The 17,173-nt window shown below is 47.5% G+C and carries 16 protein-coding genes; all 16 read left to right on the top strand.

The annotated features are described in order from the left end of the window. The first annotated feature begins 24 nt into the window (after positions 1 to 24). Positions 25 to 240 (top strand): 4Fe-4S dicluster-binding protein, encoded by a 216-nt coding sequence (locus D2962_RS12435; RefSeq protein ID WP_120768733.1) that lies wholly within the window; start codon positions 25 to 27, stop codon positions 238 to 240. Next, on the top strand, positions 224 to 2,266 hold the full coding sequence (fdhF, locus tag D2962_RS12430; RefSeq protein WP_281273792.1) for a formate dehydrogenase subunit alpha: 2,043 nt from the start codon (positions 224 to 226) through the stop codon (positions 2,264 to 2,266). Before D2962_RS12435 ends, fdhF begins: the two co-directional genes overlap by 17 nt. Continuing rightward, the gene (locus tag D2962_RS12425) at positions 2,257 to 3,555 is read left to right on the top strand and encodes a [FeFe] hydrogenase, group A (RefSeq protein ID WP_122015147.1); all 1,299 of its coding nucleotides are present in this window, start codon (positions 2,257 to 2,259) and stop codon (positions 3,553 to 3,555) included. Before fdhF ends, D2962_RS12425 begins: the two co-directional genes overlap by 10 nt. A gap of 118 nt (positions 3,556 to 3,673) precedes the next feature. Beyond that, positions 3,674 to 4,090, top strand: coding sequence for a 4Fe-4S binding protein (locus D2962_RS12420; protein ID WP_120768739.1), 417 nt, complete (start codon positions 3,674 to 3,676; stop codon positions 4,088 to 4,090). Between the two features lie 22 nt (positions 4,091 to 4,112). After that, a complete protein-coding gene (gene cooS / locus D2962_RS12415; protein WP_122015146.1) occupies positions 4,113 to 6,005 on the top strand; it encodes an anaerobic carbon-monoxide dehydrogenase catalytic subunit in 1,893 nt (630 codons plus the stop codon). Between the two features lie 68 nt (positions 6,006 to 6,073). Beyond that, on the top strand, positions 6,074 to 6,859 hold the full coding sequence (locus D2962_RS12410) for an ATP-binding protein (protein WP_120769024.1): 786 nt from the start codon (positions 6,074 to 6,076) through the stop codon (positions 6,857 to 6,859). A gap of 78 nt (positions 6,860 to 6,937) precedes the next feature. Beyond that, a complete protein-coding gene (locus D2962_RS12405; protein ID WP_122015145.1) occupies positions 6,938 to 8,617 on the top strand; it encodes a formate--tetrahydrofolate ligase in 1,680 nt (559 codons plus the stop codon). 28 nt (positions 8,618 to 8,645) lie between these two features. Continuing rightward, a complete protein-coding gene (locus D2962_RS12400; protein WP_120768030.1) occupies positions 8,646 to 9,275 on the top strand; it encodes a cyclodeaminase/cyclohydrolase family protein in 630 nt (209 codons plus the stop codon). Positions 9,276 to 9,324: 49 nt separating this feature from the next. Further along, the gene (locus tag D2962_RS12395) at positions 9,325 to 10,179 is read left to right on the top strand and encodes a bifunctional 5,10-methylenetetrahydrofolate dehydrogenase/5,10-methenyltetrahydrofolate cyclohydrolase (RefSeq protein ID WP_122015144.1); all 855 of its coding nucleotides are present in this window, start codon (positions 9,325 to 9,327) and stop codon (positions 10,177 to 10,179) included. A 28-nt stretch (positions 10,180 to 10,207) separates the two neighbouring features. After that, positions 10,208 to 10,855: a methylenetetrahydrofolate reductase C-terminal domain-containing protein gene (locus tag D2962_RS12390; RefSeq protein ID WP_122015143.1), complete on the top strand. Its 648-nt coding sequence runs from the start codon at positions 10,208 to 10,210 to the stop codon at positions 10,853 to 10,855. 19 nt (positions 10,856 to 10,874) lie between these two features. Further along, positions 10,875 to 11,759 carry a methylenetetrahydrofolate reductase gene (locus D2962_RS12385; protein ID WP_122015142.1) on the top strand — a complete coding sequence of 295 codons (885 nt, stop codon included), beginning with the start codon at positions 10,875 to 10,877 and terminating at the stop codon, positions 11,757 to 11,759. A gap of 21 nt (positions 11,760 to 11,780) precedes the next feature. Beyond that, a complete protein-coding gene (gene lpdA, locus D2962_RS12380) occupies positions 11,781 to 13,163 on the top strand; it encodes a dihydrolipoyl dehydrogenase (RefSeq protein ID WP_122015141.1) in 1,383 nt (460 codons plus the stop codon). Between the two features lie 28 nt (positions 13,164 to 13,191). Then, positions 13,192 to 13,992: an ATP-binding protein gene (locus D2962_RS12375; protein ID WP_122015788.1), complete on the top strand. Its 801-nt coding sequence runs from the start codon at positions 13,192 to 13,194 to the stop codon at positions 13,990 to 13,992. Between the two features lie 35 nt (positions 13,993 to 14,027). After that, complete coding sequence (gene acsD, locus D2962_RS12370; protein ID WP_120768019.1) at positions 14,028 to 14,966, top strand: acetyl-CoA decarbonylase/synthase complex subunit delta; 939 nt, start codon at positions 14,028 to 14,030, stop codon at positions 14,964 to 14,966. Positions 14,967 to 14,980: 14 nt separating this feature from the next. Continuing rightward, positions 14,981 to 16,342: an acetyl-CoA decarbonylase/synthase complex subunit gamma gene (gene acsC / locus D2962_RS12365; RefSeq protein WP_122015140.1), complete on the top strand. Its 1,362-nt coding sequence runs from the start codon at positions 14,981 to 14,983 to the stop codon at positions 16,340 to 16,342. Between the two features lie 36 nt (positions 16,343 to 16,378). Continuing rightward, positions 16,379 to 17,164, top strand: a complete 786-nt coding sequence (acsE, locus tag D2962_RS12360; protein ID WP_122015139.1) for a carbon monoxide dehydrogenase/acetyl-CoA synthase methytransferase subunit — start codon at positions 16,379 to 16,381, stop codon at positions 17,162 to 17,164. The last annotated feature ends 9 nt before the right edge of the window (positions 17,165 to 17,173 follow it).

Below are 17,173 nucleotides of genomic sequence, written 5' to 3'. Positions count from 1 at the left end.
TAACAATGTTCAGGAGGGTGGGAAATGCCCTTCATCATTAAAAAAGCAGATTGTATTGGCTGCGGATCATGTTTCAATCTGTGCCCCTATGAATCTATAGCAGAAGTCAGAGGAGAAAGGGAGTATTACACGATAGACCAGAAGGCGTGTATGGAGTGCTCCCTGTGCTTTCGATGCTGCCCTGTAAAAGCTGTAAAAGTTGCGGAACAAGAATGTTCGGGAGGTGAAACCATTGACTGAATACATAAGGACCGTATGCCCTTACTGCGGTTGTGGCTGCAATATTAATCTTCATGTGAAGGATGGCAGAGTGGTGAGGACATCCCCGGCCACGGAAAATGCCATTAACGACGGGGTGCTCTGCATAAAGGGGATGCTGGCCCATGAGTTTGTCCATTCACCCGAGAGGCTGAAGATCCCTCTTATCCGGGAAAATGGCCGCTTCAGGGAGGCCAGCTGGCACGAGGCTCTCAGTCTTATATCCCAGAAGTTTTTACAGATAAAGAGGGAAAGCGGCCCGGATGCCTTTGGTATCTTGAGCTCCGCCAGGGCTACCAATGAGGAAAATTTCCTGGTTTCCAAGTTTGCCAGGGCCGTCATCGGCACCAACAATATAGACCACTGCGCCCGCCTCTGACACGCCTGCACTGTGGCAGGTCTTGCCATGGCATTTGGTAGTGGTGCGATGACCAATTCTATAGGAGAAATTTCCGAAGCCGATGTGATTTTTATAATCGGTTCAAATACCGCCGAGCAACATCCGATGGTGGCCTCCAAAGTCATGGAGGCTGTAAGAAGGGGAGCCCGATTGATTGTGGCCGACCCTAGAAAGACTTACATTGCCGAGAGGGCTTTTATCCATATAAACAACAAGCCTGGGTCCGACCTTGCCCTCATCAACTCTATGATGAATGTCATAATAGAGGACGGGGCTTATGATGAAGAATTCATAAGAGACCGCACCGAGAATTTCGAGGCGGTAAAGCAAGCTGTAAAAGAGTGTACTCCAGAGTGGGCGGAGAGTATAACCGGAGTGAGCAGGGAGGACATCCGCAGGGCCGCCAGGACTTACGCCGAGGCCGAGAGGTCTTCTATCCTCTATTGCATGGGTATAACCCAGTATGTGACCGGCACCTTCAATGTTATATCCCTGGCCAATCTGGCTATGCTCACCGGAAATGTAGGCAAAAGGGCATCGGGGGTAAATCCACTCCGGGGCCAGAACAATGTGCAGGGGGCCTGTGACATGGGAGCCCTGCCGGATTGCCTCAGCGGTTACCAGAAGGTGACGGATGCGGCCGCCAGAGAAAAGTTCAGCAGCGTGTGGAATGTCAAGCTGCCCGAAAAGCCCGGCCTCACGGTATCGGAAATGGCTGGGAAGATCAGGGGCATGTATATTATAGGAGAAAACCCCGCAGTTACAGAGCCCAATTTAAACCATCTATTTAAGTTTCTGGAAAACATAGAATTTCTGGTGGTGCAGGATTTGTTTTTCACCGAGACCGCCCGATATGCCCATGTGGTGCTGCCGGCCGCATCTTTTGCGGAAAAAGACGGTACTTTTACAAATACTGAACGCAGGGTCCAGCTGGTGAGAAAGGCTATAGAACCTGTGGGCCAATCCAAAGCAGACTGGAAAATAATAGCAGAGCTTTCAGCATACATGGGATATCCTATGTCTTATGATCATCCATCTCAGATAATGGATGAGATAGCCTCCCTTACCCCCATGTACGGCGGCATAAGCTATGAAAGGCTGGAAAAAGGTGGTATTCAGGTACCGTGTCCCAACAAGGACCATCCCGGTACCATATTTCTACACGAACATGGTTTTGCCAGGGGAAAGGGCAAGTTTATTCCTGTAAAGTATACGCCTCCAGTAGAAGAATCTTGTAAGGAGTACCCCATAGCCCTTACCACCGGCAGGGTGTTATACCATTACCATTCAGGCACTATGACCCGAAAAGTGGATTTTCTGATGAGGAAATGTCCCGAAGCCTTTATAGAGATAAATCCTGAAGATGCCCAAAAACTTTCCATAACGGACGGGGAATCTATCATAGTGGAATCTAAAAGGGGAAAAGTCAGAGTAAAAGCCAGGGTCACAGAAAAGATCAGAAAAGGGGTTGCCTTCATGCCTTTTCACTTTGCGGAAGCCGCTCCCAATTACCTGACCACCGATGATGTAGACCCAAAGGCCAAGACGCCCCAGCTTAAATTATGTGCCGTAAAGCTTTCCAGGGAGGAGGGCCGTTCATGCAAGTAGTAAATATTGATGAACAAAATTGCAAAGGATGCACCCTGTGTTCCCAGGTTTGCAAGGTAAATGCCTGCACCGGAGAACCGCTTATTCCTCATTTCATAGATACAAAAAAATGCGTCAACTGCGGCCAATGTGTGGTGACATGTCCTGCCCGGGCAGCAAAAGATATAAATTGTATTGAAGAAGTACAAAAAGCTGTAGAGGATAAGAATACCATAACAGTGGTGCAAGGTGCACCTGCCGTAAGAGTAACCCTGGGCGAGGAATTCGGCATGGATTCCGGCTCCATCGTGCCGGGCAGGATGGCGGCTGCCCTAAGAAAACTGGGGTTTGATAGAGTTTATGATACCTGTTTTGCTGCCGATCTCACCATCATGGAAGAAGGACATGAACTCTTGAAGCGCGTAAAAGATGGAGGCACCTTCCCCATGTTTACCTCCTGCTGCCCGGCCTGGGTGCTCTACATGGAAAAAAATTATCCTGACCTTCTTGGATACCTTTCTACCTGTAAATCCCCCCAGCAGATGTTTGGAGCCGTGGTGAAATCATATATAGCTAAAAAGGAGGGCATTAATCCAGCCAGGATATACATGGTATCTGTCATGCCCTGTACCGCCAAGAAATATGAGATAACAAGGCCCGAGATGATATGTGACGGATATAAAAATGTGGATGCGGTCCTCACTACCCGAGACCTTGCGGAATTGCTCCGAAAGAAGCATATAGACATATCACAGCTTGTAGAAGAGGATTTCGATACACCCTTTGGGGAGTATACCGGAGCCGGCGTCATTTTCGGAGCCACCGGTGGTGTCATGGAAGCTGCCCTTCGTACAGCCTGTGAAGTGCTAGATGGAAAACCTCTCAAAAAGTTATCCTTCTATGATGTAAGGGGAATATCCAGTTTTAGAGAAGCCGAAGTGGAAGCCGGAGGAATAAAATTAAAAGTAGCTGTAGTGCACGGCCTTGAAAAAATAAAGCCTTTACTGGACAGCCTCAGGGGAGGCAGGCTTAACTATCATTTCATTGAGGTCATGACATGCCCCGAAGGCTGTATAGGTGGAGGAGGGCAACCCAACATCCCCAAAAAATCAGTGAGGGATAAGGTCATAAAAGAACGCATGAAATCCATTTACTATTATGAACTGGGCCTTGCTAAAAGGAAATCTAATGACAATCCCCAGATAAAGCTCATATATGAAGATTTCCTGGGTAAGCCACTGGGTGAAATGTCCCACCATCTATTGCATACAACGTACGGTTCAGCATCTACATTAGATGGTAAAAAATGAAAATCATCATTATTTTTTTAAGCTATATTGACAAAAAAATAACAAAGTAGTATTATCGAAACAGAGATTGTGAAAATAATAACATGGAGGAATACATTATATATAAGGAAGTGATTTTATGGTGAAGATTTCCTTTGACAGGGATCTATGCCTGGGGTGCAAGACCTGTGAACTTGCATGCGCAGCGGCCCACTCCAGGGTCAATAGTATCATAGGCGCCATAAAAGAAAATAAAATTTCTCGTATAAGAATAAAAAAGGTAAGCGGAAAGATCAAACTGGAACAATGCAAGTTATGTCAAAATCCAAAATGCATAGACAGTTGCCCTACAAAGTCTCTGTCAAAAGAAGAAAATGGCACGGTGAAAGTTAATTATTTAACGTGCACCGGATGCGGACTTTGCAAGGAGGCATGCCCCTTCGGAGCCATAGTGCTGGGACCTTTTCCGACACTGTGTGACAGATGCGCTGAATCCGATGAACCTCTTTGCGCCAGGGCCTGTCCTACCAAAGCCTTGAAAGTAAAAGCCGTATAATTCCAAATAAAGGGTGATTTTGATGCAAGATAATAAACAGTGTAACGGCTGTGAGCAAGCTTTAAATCTACTCCTAAAAAAAGCAAAAGACGATAAGGTGGAAACGGTTTGGGGTAGAGCCCTGGCCATGCAGCCCCAGTGTGGTTTCGGGGAGATGGGAGTTTGCTGCACCAACTGTTCCATGGGGCCCTGCCGCATAGTGAAGATATCCCCTGATGGTCCTAAAAAAGGTGTATGCGGTGCCACGGAAGATACCATGGCCGCCAGGAATCTTGCCAGGTCCATTGCAGCGGGTTCCGCAGCCCATTCCGACCATGGAAGGGATATTGCTGAAGCTCTGTTAAATTTCGTAAAGCAAAAAAGACCGATAAAAGATAAAGAAAAACTGAAGTTACTGGCTGAAGAATGGGGAATAAAAAGTTGCGATGACGATACCGAAAATCTAGTGGCAAAGGTTGCAAAAACGGCTCTAGATGAATTCGGGAAGCCTTTTGGTCATCTCCGGTTCGTTGAAAGGGCTCCCAAAAAGAGAAAGGATATATGGGAAAGTATGAATGTAGTCCCCCGGGCTATTGACAGAGAGATAGTAGAGGTGCTTCATTCGACTCATATGGGTTGTGATGCAGATTATAGAAACATAATGAATGCAGCGGTGAGGGCTGCCTTGAGCGATGGCTGGGGAGGCTCCATGATAGGCACTGAGCTTTCGGACATATTGTTCGGGACCCCCGCACCCCATGAAGTTGAAGCAAACCTGGGAGTCTTAAAAGAAGACTCCGTTAACATAGTGATTCACGGTCATGAACCCACACTATCGGAAGCCATGGTCATCGCGGTAAATGACCCTGAGATGATCGAAATGGCGAAAAAACAAGGGGCTGAAAGTATAAACCTTGTGGGCATGTGTTGCACAGGCAATGAAATATCCATGAGGCACGGCATTCCCATGGCAGGCAATTTCTTTCAACAGGAACTGGCTATAGTGACAGGGGCAGTGGAGGCCATGGTGGTGGACGTGCAGTGCATCATGCCATCCCTATCACAATTAGCAAAATGCTATCATACCAAACTCATAACCACATCTTGCAAAGCTAAAATACCCGGAGCCATTCATATAGAATTTGATGAAATAAAATCCATAGAGTGTGCTAAAAAAATCGTTCAGGAAGCTGTCATAAATTTCAAAAACAGGACCGGCAATTTGCTCATACCTAAAGAAAAATCAAAGGGCAAAGTAGGCTACAGTGTGGAAGCCATTATTAAAACACTGGATGGTGTGACGAACACCTTTGCACATCCTTCGGGCACAGTCAAACCCCTTGTCGATGCCATAAAGTCTGGTGTAGTGCGGGGCGCAGCAGCCATAGTGGGATGCAATAACCATCGGGTGCCTTATGATAAGTGTCATGTGGAACTTGCCAGAGAACTTATAAAAAATGATGTTCTCGTGGTGACCACCGGATGCGGTGCCCATGCCTGTATAAAAGCCGGCCTCATGAGCGATGATGCCGTAAAGCTTGCCGGCAAAGGTCTTGCCACCGCCTGTGGGCTTTTAAAAATACCGCCGGTGCTCCACATGGGTTCTTGCGTTGATATAAGCAGGATATTACATCTAGTTTCCATGGTGGCAAATTACATGGATGTGGATATTAAAGATCTTCCGATAGCTGCTGCGGCTCCCGAGTGGATGTCTGAAAAAGCACTGTCCATAGGGACATATGCCGTAGCATCGGGGATTTACGTAGTGCTGGGAGTATCGCCACAAGTTACCGGTTCTGAAAATCTTACCAAATATCTGACTTCCGATATGGAAGATATTTATGGAGGAAGATTTGATATAGAGCCAGACGCCTTAAAAGCCGCCGGGAAGATAATAAATCATATTGAAAATAAAAGGAAAGCACTACAAATTTAATACACTCATCATTATGGAGCTTGAATTTGTCTGGAGTGAGTCTGGGTTATCTAAAAGGATGTGGTTTCATGAAGATTGCCGTTACCGGCAAGGGCGGCGTGGGCAAAACTACGCTGGCAGGAATCCTTGCGAGAATATATGCAGCAGGTGGCTACAAAGTGCTGGCTGTGGATGCAGACCCCGATTCCAACCTGGCATCAGCCCTTGGATTTCCAGATAAAGTGGTAGATAGGATTGTGCCCCTTTCAGAGATGAAGGACTTGATAGCTCAAAGGACCGAGGCGATCCCCGGTGTCATCGGTCAGATGTTCAAATTAAATCCCAGAGTTGACGATATTCCTGAAAAATACTGCGTAACCCATAATGGGGTGAAACTTCTGGTAATGGGCACGGTAAAAGAAGGTGGTATGGGGTGCATTTGCCCGGAACACGCCTTTTTAAAAGCCCTCATGAGCCATTTACTGCTCAGCACCAATGAAATTTTGATATTAGATATGGAAGCTGGGATAGAACACTTGGGGAGGGCCACCGCCCAGACGGTAGATGCCTTTGTAGTAGTAGTGGAGCCTGGAAAAAGAAGCATCCAAACGCTAAAGGCCGTAAAAAAGCTTGCAAGTGACATTGGCGTTGAGACGGTATTCGCCGTGGGCAACAAAATAAAGAACCAGGAAGAAAAAGATTTCATAATAGGTTCCTGCGGCGAGATACCGGTACTGGGATTCATGTCATATGATGAGGATGTCGTTTGTGCCGATAGGTTGGGAGTTTCACCTTATGAGCAGAGCAGTAAAAAGGTCCGTGAGATAAAAAAAATAAAAGAAGAGCTGGAGTCGAGATTAAGAACATGTGGATGAGCAGAGGTGCCGGGCCGTCACAACCACCGAAAGCGACTTTTGCGCTGGAATCAAATTATACTTAAGGGGGAACTTTTTATGAACTACAAAAGCGATATTGAAATCGCACAGGAAGCACAACCGGAACACATCCGGGATATTGCTGGCAAACTGGGCCTTACGGAAGATGATATCGAATACTACGGTAAGTATAAGGCCAAGGTGGATTATAACCTGCTAAAAAAATATGGGGACAAAAAGGATGGAAAGCTCGTTTTGACCACCGCCATAAACCCCACACCCGCCGGAGAAGGCAAGACTACCACCACCGTAGGTCTGGGAGATGCCCTCAAAAAGCTCGGGAAAAAGGTCGCCATAGCCCTGAGAGAACCTTCACTGGGGCCGGTCTTCGGAATAAAGGGCGGGGCGGCAGGCGGAGGATATGCTCAGGTAATTCCCATGGAAGACATAAACCTTCACTTTACCGGCGACTTTCACGCCATCGGTGCTGCCAATAATCTCCTGGCAGCCATGATAGACAACCACATATATCAGGGGAATCAACTGGGCATTGACCCGCGCCGCATTACCTGGAAGAGATGTGTGGACATGAATGACAGACAGCTCCGATTCATCGTAGACGGCCTTGGAGGAAAGGCCAATGGAACACCCAGGGAGGATGGATATGACATAACCGTGGCATCGGAGGTCATGGCCATATTCTGCCTGGCCAAGGACCTGGAAGACTTAAAAAATAGGCTGGCCAGGATCATCGTAGGCTATACTTGCGATGGCAAACCCGTTACAGCAGGAGACCTGAAGGCCCAGGGGGCCATGGCTGCTCTACTCAAGGATGCCTTAAAGCCCAACCTGGTCCAGACTCTGGAGGGTACTCCCGCCTTTGTACACGGCGGCCCCTTTGCCAATATAGCCCATGGCTGCAACAGCATAATGGCCACAAAGATGGCCTTGAAACTCGCAGATTATGTGGTCACCGAGGCAGGCTTCGGCGCAGACCTGGGGGCAGAAAAATTCCTGGACATAAAATGCAGAGCTGCCGGAATAAAGCCTGATGCGGTAGTCATTGTAGCCACGGTCAGAGCCTTAAAATATAATGGCGGGGTCAAAAAAGAAGACCTGAATGTGGAGAATCTTGAAGCATTGAAGAAAGGCGTACCTAATCTTTTAAAGCATGTGGAGAACATTACGGTAAAATTTGGTCTGCCGGCAGTAGTGGCCATCAACCGGTTCCCGATGGATACGGAAAAGGAGCTCAAACTCATCGAAGAAGAATGCGGCCGCTATGGTGTAAAATCGGTGCTGTCCGAAGTCTGGGCCAAAGGCCGAGACGGCGGTATTGAACTGGCAAAAGAAGTTCTGCGCCTCATCGATGAGGGTGAAAACAAATACAAACCAGTCTATAATCTTAAAATTGGTATCGCAGAAAAAATAGAAACTATTGCCAGGGAAATATATGGTGCCGACGGGGTAGAATTTGCGCCGGCTGCCATGAAAGAAATCAGGAATCTTGAAAACCTCGGGTTTAAAAACCTTCCGGTATGCATAGCAAAAACTCAGTATTCTCTCAGCGATGATCCTTCTAAACTTGGTAGACCAACCGGGTTTAAGATAAATGTGAGAAATGTAAAGCTCTCCGCAGGAGCAGGCTTTGTGGTGGCTCTCACCGGCGAGATAATGACCATGCCGGGACTTCCCAAAAAACCTGCGGCAGAAAACATAGATGTAGATGCAAACGGCCGCATAACCGGCTTGTTCTAAGTAATCAACCCCGGAAAGAGGTGGGTATATGTTAATAAAAAAATCATGTGAAGAATTTATTGAAGTGCTGGCATCCAAAGAGCCGGTGCCCGGCGGTGGAGGGGCGGCCGCTCTGATGGGAGCAGTTGGCATGGCCCTGGGGAATATGGTGGGAAACCTCACCGTGGGCAAAGAAAAATATAAAGATGCGGAAAAAGAAGTTTATGAAATAATGGAAAAGGCCAGGAACCTTCAGGACCATCTCCTGAAACTGGTAGATGAAGATGCGGAGGTGTTTAAAGACGTTGCTGCCGCATATAAGATGCCGAAAGAGACTGAAGAACAGAAAAAGCAAAAAGAAGAAGCCATGCAGAAGGCCTTGAAAAAGGCATGCTCCGTGCCCCTTGACATTATGAAAAGTGCCAGCGAGGCCATTAAGTTGCAGAGAAGGCTGGCGGATATCGGTTCTAAACTGGCCATAAGCGATGTGGGAGTGGGAACATATTGTTTAAAGGCTGCGCTTTTGAGCGGCAGACTGAATGTGCTTATAAATTTAAACGGAATTACTGATAAGGATTTTGTAAAAAAGACATCTGAAGAAATGGAACTTCTGGTAAAACAGAGTATTGAAATAGCCGACGAAACGAACAAGATAGTTGAACAAAAACTAAAAGTATAAGCTGCACTGCCGAATAGTCACCAAAAGTTTGAAAAAGGGAGGCTTTAAAGTGGAAAAAATTTTAAAGGGCAAAGAAGTGGCAGATGCCTTAAAGCAAAGGCTCAAGCAAGAAATGGAAGAATTCCATAAAAAGAATATCACTCCCAATCTTACCATTGTTATAGTTGGTGATCGGCCGGATTCTGCCGCCTATATTAAGGGGGCTGTCAAAAGATGCAGTGAGATAGGCATCGAGTGTAATGTTAGAGAGCTCCCGAAAGACTTGGGCCAGGACAAGTTCGTGGATGTCATACAGAAGCTCAATGACGATGAGAAAGTAAACGGCATCATGATAATGAGGCCGTTACCTCCCCAGATTTCTGAAAATGTGGTCAAATACGAAATATACCCGGCTAAAGATGTGGACTGCTTCAGCCCTGTAAATTTGAGCAAAGTCATGAGTGGCGAGGAAGGGGGCTTTGCTCCGTGTACCCCTTCGGCGGTAATGGAAATATTGCATCATTATGGCATAGACCCCAGGGGCAAGAAGGCTGTAATCATAGGCAGGAGCATGGTGGTGGGAAGACCTCTGGCCATGATGCTTCTTAAGGAAAATGCCACCATTACCGTGTGCCATACTAAGACTTTAAATCTTGCCGAAGAGGCCGGCAGGGCGGAGATATTGATAGCAGCTGCAGGTAAGGCCAAAATGGTCAAAAGAAATATGGTAAAAGAAGGTGCCGTGGTCATCGATGTGGGCATAAACTTCGATGAAAACGGCAGGATGTGCGGCGATGTGGATTTTGATGAAATAAGTCAGGTGGCCGGCATGATTACACCGGTGCCGGGAGGTGTAGGCGCAGTTACCTCCACCATTCTGGCAAAGCATGTGATAGATGCCTGTAAAATACAAAAGAACCTGTAGAGGGTTCCTGAAAAAGAGGGATATTTAAATGGTCATAACACAGCCAAAACCGTTTTCGGAAATACTTCAGTTTTTAGAAGGCAAAAAAAACATATTCATAACGGGCTGCAGCCTCTGTGCCACCTCCTGCATGACCGGCGGCGAAAAAGAGATTCTGGCCATGGAACAAAAACTCCTGGAGGAAGGCAAGCAGGTCACGGGATATGCAGTACTGGACCCATCGTGTAACAAACTTCAAGCCCGGGCCACCCTAAAAAAACAAAAACAGGTATTGGATTCATCGGATGCCATACTGTGCATGGCCTGCGGCGATGGAGCCCAGACTGTGGCCGGCCTGGTAAATGTTCCGGTATATCCCGCCAATGACACCATGTTCATAGGGGAAGTGGAGAGGATAGGGCATTTCAGCGAGGCATGCCGGGCCTGCGGCCAGTGTGAGCTGGGCTGGACCGCCGGCATCTGCCCCATAACCCGCTGCGCCAAGAGTCTTTTAAACGGCCCTTGCGGCGGTTCAAGAAACGGCAAGTGCGAGGTCAATCCCGAAAACGACTGTGCATGGGTCCTGATATACAAGAGATTGAAGGAATTAAATGAGCTCGATCAGTTCATGGAAATAAAAAGCCCCAAGGATTACAGCAAAGCTTCAAATCCCAGGAGGGTAACGGTGGGTAAATAGTTGGATGGGAGGAAGAACTATGGGTCTTAAACAAAAGCTTGAAAGTGGCGGCTTTGCCGTTACCACGGAAATGGCTCCGCCCAAGGGGACAGATTTTAAAAGATTTAAAGAATGTGCCCTGGCAGTTAAGGGCATGGTTGATGCGGTAAATGTCACAGATTTTCAGAGCGCGGTTGTCCGGGCTTCTTCCCTGGGTGCGGCTGCAATCCTGGTGGAAGAAGGCCTTGAGCCGGTGATGCAGATAACCGGCAGGGATAGAAACCGCATTGCCATCCAGGGGGAACTGCTTTCAGCCAGCGCCCTTGGAATCAAAAATGTACTGGCATTAACAGGAGACCACCCTTCCTTTGGTGACAACCCTCAGGCCAAGGGAGTTTTTGAGATGGATTCCGTCAATATCCTTCAGGTAGCCAGAACCCTCATGGGTGGCAAAGACCTGGCGGGAAACGACCTTGCGGGGACACCGGATTTTTACCTGGGGGCCAGTGTCACACCGGTTTACGACCCCATGGAACTTCAGTTGTTAAAGATGAAGAAAAAAATCCAGGTCGGAGCCCGATTCTTTCAAACCCAGGCGGTATTCGATATAGAACTTTTTAAAAAATTTATAACTGCGATGGGGGATATAGATGCCAAAATATTGGTAGGAGTGATTCCCTTGAAATCCCCGGGAATGGCCAATTACATGAACAAAAACGTGCCAGGCATATTCGTGCCAGATGAGATCATCGAAAGGCTCAGGAAATCTCAGGATAGAGTGAAGGAAGGCTTAAAAATAGCTGCCGAATTTATAAATGAAGTAAGGCAGCAAAAACTGTGCGACGGTATCCACATCATGGCCATAGGTGCCGAGGAAAATGTCCCGGCACTGTTGGAAATGTGCGATCTGGATAGTGCAGCATAAAGTTTTGGCAGGAGGTTTACCATGGCAAAAAAGATTGTATTTATAGGAGCGGGACCCGGCGGATATGTGGGGGCCATAAGGGCTGCAAAGCTGGGTGCCGATGTCACCGTCGTGGAAAATGACAGAGTAGGTGGTACATGCCTTAACCGGGGATGTATTCCCACCAAGGCGCTTCTTGCTTCCAGCGATGTTCTTACTGCTATCAAAGAAGCAGAAGAATTCGGAATTCATATCGATGGCAGGGTATCCCCGGATATCGGTGCCATGATGGACAGAAAAGATAAGATAGTGGATAGGCTGGTCAGAGGTATAGAATTCCTCTTTGAAAAAAACAATGTGAAAATGATAAAAGGAACAGGCAGGATAACTGATAAAAACGAGGTTACGGTGTTAAAAGGCGACGGTTCATCCGAAACGCTGAAAGCCGATGCCATAGTAGTTGCCACCGGTTCCTCTCCCGCCCGGATCCCCATCTTTCCCTATGATGGAAAGAGGGTGCTTACCAGCGATGAAGCCTTGAACCTCAGGCTTTTACCTTCCAGCATGATCATAGTGGGAGCCGGAGTCATAGGATGTGAATTCGGCATGTTCTTTAACAATCTGGGCACCAGCATTACCGTGGTGGAAATGATGGACCATGCCTTACCCCTGGAAGATAAAGAAATCGGCCGTGAAATGGAAAAGGTGCTTAAGAGAAAAAAGATTAAACTGATGCTCAGTACAAAGATAGTTAAAGCCGAAATAATCGATAATGGAGTGAAGGCAACTCTCCACAGCGGCGAGGTCATCGAAGCGGAAATTATGCTGGTGGCCATTGGCAGAAAAGCCAACATTCAGGGGTTAGGCCTCGAACAGGCGGGAGTCAGGGTAGAAAACGGAAGAATTCCTGTGGATGAATTTATGAAGACCAATATAGACAGCATCTATGCAGTAGGAGACGTGGTTCCGGGCCCACAGTTGGCACATATTGCCTCCGCCGAGGCGGAATGTGCTGTGGAAAACATCATGGGAAATAAGTGCAGTATGGATTACTCTGCCGTACCGCGAGGTGTATTCACAGACCCGGAGGTAGCCGGAGTGGGCCTTACCGAAGAAGAAGCCCTGGCCCGGGGATACAGAATTAAAAAAGGCGTATTTGACTTCAGGGGCCTTGGAAAAGCCCAGGCTATGGGGCAGCTGACCGGAAAGGTAAAAGTGATAGCTGATGAAATAACCGGAAAGATATTGGGAGCATCCATACTGGGCCCCCATGCCACGGACCTCATCCAGGAACTGGTGGCAGGCATAAAATACGGCCTTACGGCAGAAGAATTGAGTGCAGCGATTCATTCACATCCGACCCTCTCCGAGGCGGTAATGGAGGCGTTAAAGGACGTAAATGGCGATGCAATTCACAAAATATGAAGGCATCAACTTCATGGAGGCGGTTACAATGGCCTATACAATAGCAATGGCAGGCAAGGGAGGCACGGGTAAGACCACCATTGCGGGATTCCTGGTGGATTACCTGGTAAAAAACAAAATGACACCGGTCCTGGCAGTGGATGCCGATCCCAATTCCAATTTAAACCAGGTTCTGGGCATGGAAGTAGTGACCACACTTGGTGAAATAAGGGAAGAAGTGAGCATAAAAAACCGGGATGGCAAACTTCCCAGCGGCATGACAAAGGCGGAATATATCAACCTGAAACTTCAGCAGGCGGTCATCGAAGGCCACGGTTTTGACCTGCTGGTCATGGGGAGGCCCGAGGGCTTGGGGTGTTACTGCTTTGCCAACGGCTTATTAAGAGAAGCCACCGACAGGTTATCGGACAGTTACAAATTTATGGTGATCGATAACGAGGCAGGCCTTGAGCATCTCAGCCGCCGCACCACAAAAAAAGTGGATTTAATGTTTGCTGTGAGCGAGTGCTCCAGAAGGGGAATAGATGCTGCCGCAAGAGTCAAAGACCTCATAGAAGAGCTCGATCTGGATGTTAAAGACCTTTACCTTATTGTAAATAGAGTCCCCGAAAGCGGTCTTACCCAGGACATAAAAGAGGCCATTGACGGTTACGGCCTAAAACTGGCGGGCACGGTGCCCGTGGACAGTCAAATTTTTGATTACGATAACCGCGGCATACCCTTGATACGGTTGCCGGAAGATGTACCTGCCTTAAAAGCCGTGAGAGAAATTTTTAATTCCTATTTAACGACTGTGCGTCGTACCGGGCCATTTCCGTTAGAAAAGTGATTTTCCAGTCATCATTATATTTAGGAGGGGTCTATATGGCTTATAAAAAGCCGTCGCAAAAGTTCAGCGGGAAAATCCGGGAAGTAACCATTGGGTCCGATCTGAAGCTCGGAGGAGAATCCACACTGCCCTTTTACAGCTTCGACGGTGATACCGGAGCAAAACCAGCTATAGGTATGGAAATATGGGATATATTACCCGAAAGCTGGCCACAAAGCCTGAAAAATATTTTCGGAGAATATGCCCATGATCCGGTAAAATGGGCAAAGTTTTGCATGGAAAAATGCAATCCCGACTTTATATGTATAAAATTGGAAGGTGCCAATCCGGAAGGAAATGATAAGTCTCCCGATGAATGCGCGGCAGTGGTGAAAAGACTAGCAGATGAAATCCCACTGCCCCTGGTCATCGCCGGTTGCGATTCCGATGAAAAAAATGCCAAAGTTTTTACTAAAGTAGCCGAAGCGGTGCCGGATAAAAATTATGTCTTTCTTTCGGCAGTAGAAGCCAATTACAAAGAAATAGGAGCCGCCGCAGGCATGGCTTACGGAAATATAGTATCGGCAGAATCCTCGGTAGACCTGAACCTGGCCAAACAGCTGAACATACTCATAACACAGCTGGGGGTAAAACCCGAAAGGATGGTCATGAATCCGGGGTGCTCGGCAGTGGGGTACGGTTTTGAATATGTGGTCACCACCATGGACAGGATAAGGCTGGCCGCTCTCGACCAGAATGATGCCACACTGCAGATGCCCATTATTAGCCCGGTTAGCTTTGAAACCTGGAAAGCAAAGGAGTCGGCGGCCACAGAAAATGATATGCCCGAGTGGGGAAATCAGGAGGACAGGGGTATAGCTATGGAGGTAGCTACTGCCGCCGGAGTGCTGGCCACAGGTTCCAATGCTGTGATTTTAAGGCATCCCCGTTCTGTGGAAGTAATTCGCAATTTTATCGGGGAACTTACAGCGTAAAAGGAGAGATGAACATGGCTTTAAATGGTATGGAAATATACAAGATGCTTCCCAAGAAAAATTGCAAAGAATGCGGTTTTCCCACATGTCTTGCCTTTGCCATGAAACTGGCCCAGGGGGGAACCCAGGCGGAAAAATGCCCCTATATGTCCGCTGATGCCAGGGCCAAACTGGCAGAAGCCACAGCTCCGCTCATGAAGACCGTAAAATTCGGCGCCGGAGATAGGACCTATTCGCTGGGAGGCGAAACGGTTCTTTTCAGGCACGAAAAAACCTTTGTGAACAAACCCAGGTTTGCAGTGATGTTTGATGATAGCATGAGTGAAGATGAGGTCAGTAAAAAAATTAATAATATAAATTCCGTAAATTACACCAGGATCAGTGAAGAAATGTATGTAGAAATTGCCGCCTTTAGATGTTCAACGGGAGATAAGCAAAAATTTATTTCATTCATCAAAAAAGTTATGCAAACCTGCAGCAAAGTTGTACCCATGATTATTACCGAAAATCCCGAAATAGTTTTTTCCGCCGCTGAAGAATTTTCCGGCCTCGGCCCCATTCTTTACGGTGCCAATGAGCAAAACTATGAAGCTATGGTGGGCATAGCAAAGAAATACAATCTCCTTCTGGGAGTAAAAGCCCCGGATCAGGCAAATCTTTACAATCTCGTCCAGAAGATACAGAACGCAGGTTACAGTGAACTGCTTCTTGACGCCGGCGGCAGGAATTTGAAGACAGCCTTTGACGACATGGTCAATATGAGGCGGACGGCGCTCCTTTCCCAGGACAGGACCTTTGGTTATCCGTCGGTGGCTTTTGTCTGTGATATGACAAAAGATAAGATGATGGAAGTTGCCATAGCAACTCTCTTTATTGAAAAATACGCCTCAATCATCATACTAAACGATATGGATTATTCCATGGCTCTGCCCCTCTTTGCATTGAGACAGAATATTTACACCGATCCGCAGAGACCCATGAGAATAGAACAGGGCATCTACAAGATCGGTCAGGCCGATGATAAATCTCCGCTTCTCGTGACGGTGGACTTTGCCCTCACTTATTTCATAGTTTCCGGCGAAGTTGAAAGGTCAAAGGTACCGGCATGGATCCTGATACCCGATGCGGGAGGATATTCAGTGCTTACCGCATGGGCTTCAGGAAAGTTCAATGCAAAGAGCATTGCAAAGGCAATCAAAGAGTTTGAAGTGGAAGGCAAGCTAAAGACCAGAGAACTAATTATTCCTGGCAAGGTGGCAGTCTTGAAATCCGACATAGAAGATGAACTGCCGGGCTGGAAGGTCATAGTGGGAACCCGGGAAGCCGCCGCCCTGCCCGCCTTCCTGAAGGATTACCTGCAGGAAAAGGCGTCGTGAGATAAATCAAAATTTAAGTGTCAGGAGGAATAGCGTATGGCCAGATTTTTGACCATAGGGGAAAGGATTCACGTAATATCCCCCACTATAAGAAAAGCCCTTCAGGAAAGGGACCCGAAGCCCATTCTAGATAGGGCAAGGGAACAGGTGGAGGCGGGAGCCCATTACCTTGATGTGAACATAGGCCCTGCAGATAGGGATGGGGAGGAACTCATGCCATGGGTTGTAAAACTCATGCAGCAAGAATTTCCCGATACTCCCCTTTGCCTGGATACCGCCAATACTAAAGCTCTGGAAGCAGGGATCAAAGTCTATGACCGTAAAGCCGGCAAACCCATAATAAATTCGGCCGATGCCGGTTCCAGGATGGGTATGATTGATTTGGCGGCGGAATACGATGCCATGGTCATAGGCCTTTGCGCTAAAGAAGGCATACCCCGGGACAATGATGAGAGGATCCAGTACTGCACCGAAATCCTTGACAGGGCCATGACTGTCGGGCTTGACCCGGAGAATATACTGTTTGACCCCCTCTTCGTGGTGGTAAAGGGGATGCAAGATAAACAACAGGAAGTTCTGGAAGCCCTGCGCCAGATTACCGAAATGGGCTTCAAGACTACCGGAGGCCTCAGCAATGTTTCCAATGGCTGCCCAAAGGAACTGAGGGGCATTATTGAAGCCACATTCTGCGCCATGGCCATCCAGTGCGGATTGACTTCGGCCATCATAAACCCATGCAACAAGATGCTCATGGATATCATCAAGACTGCGGATGTGATAAAAGGCAGGAACCTCTACTGCGATTCCTACCTGGAGTTGTAATTTGTTATT

Source organism: Biomaibacter acetigenes, from assembly GCF_003691585.1.
Taxonomy (GTDB): Bacteria; Bacillota; Thermosediminibacteria; order Thermosediminibacterales; family Tepidanaerobacteraceae; genus Biomaibacter; species Biomaibacter acetigenes.
Note: the sequence above shows the minus strand (reverse complement) of the source record. Positions and strands in the feature narration are given on the sequence as shown.

Bases quoted from the DNA above. Each gene is read 5' to 3' on its own strand.
- D2962_RS12385 (WP_122015142.1), top strand. From the start codon at position 10,875: ATGGGTCTTAAACAAAAGCTTGAAAGTGGCGGCTTTGCCGTTACCACG.
- D2962_RS12420 (WP_120768739.1), top strand. From the start codon at position 3,674: ATGGTGAAGATTTCCTTTGACAGGGATCTATGCCTGGGGTGCAAGACC.
- D2962_RS12435 (WP_120768733.1), top strand. From the start codon at position 25: ATGCCCTTCATCATTAAAAAAGCAGATTGTATTGGCTGCGGATCATGT.
- acsC (WP_122015140.1), top strand. From the start codon at position 14,981: ATGGCTTTAAATGGTATGGAAATATACAAGATGCTTCCCAAGAAAAAT.
- acsE (WP_122015139.1), top strand. From the start codon at position 16,379: ATGGCCAGATTTTTGACCATAGGGGAAAGGATTCACGTAATATCCCCC.
- D2962_RS12425 (WP_122015147.1), top strand. From the start codon at position 2,257: ATGCAAGTAGTAAATATTGATGAACAAAATTGCAAAGGATGCACCCTG.
- cooS (WP_122015146.1), top strand. From the start codon at position 4,113: ATGCAAGATAATAAACAGTGTAACGGCTGTGAGCAAGCTTTAAATCTA.
- D2962_RS12390 (WP_122015143.1), top strand. From the start codon at position 10,208: ATGGTCATAACACAGCCAAAACCGTTTTCGGAAATACTTCAGTTTTTA.
- D2962_RS12405 (WP_122015145.1), top strand. From the start codon at position 6,938: ATGAACTACAAAAGCGATATTGAAATCGCACAGGAAGCACAACCGGAA.
- D2962_RS12410 (WP_120769024.1), top strand. From the start codon at position 6,074: ATGAAGATTGCCGTTACCGGCAAGGGCGGCGTGGGCAAAACTACGCTG.
- D2962_RS12375 (WP_122015788.1), top strand. From the start codon at position 13,192: ATGGCCTATACAATAGCAATGGCAGGCAAGGGAGGCACGGGTAAGACC.
- D2962_RS12400 (WP_120768030.1), top strand. From the start codon at position 8,646: ATGTTAATAAAAAAATCATGTGAAGAATTTATTGAAGTGCTGGCATCC.
- acsD (WP_120768019.1), top strand. From the start codon at position 14,028: ATGGCTTATAAAAAGCCGTCGCAAAAGTTCAGCGGGAAAATCCGGGAA.
- lpdA (WP_122015141.1), top strand. From the start codon at position 11,781: ATGGCAAAAAAGATTGTATTTATAGGAGCGGGACCCGGCGGATATGTG.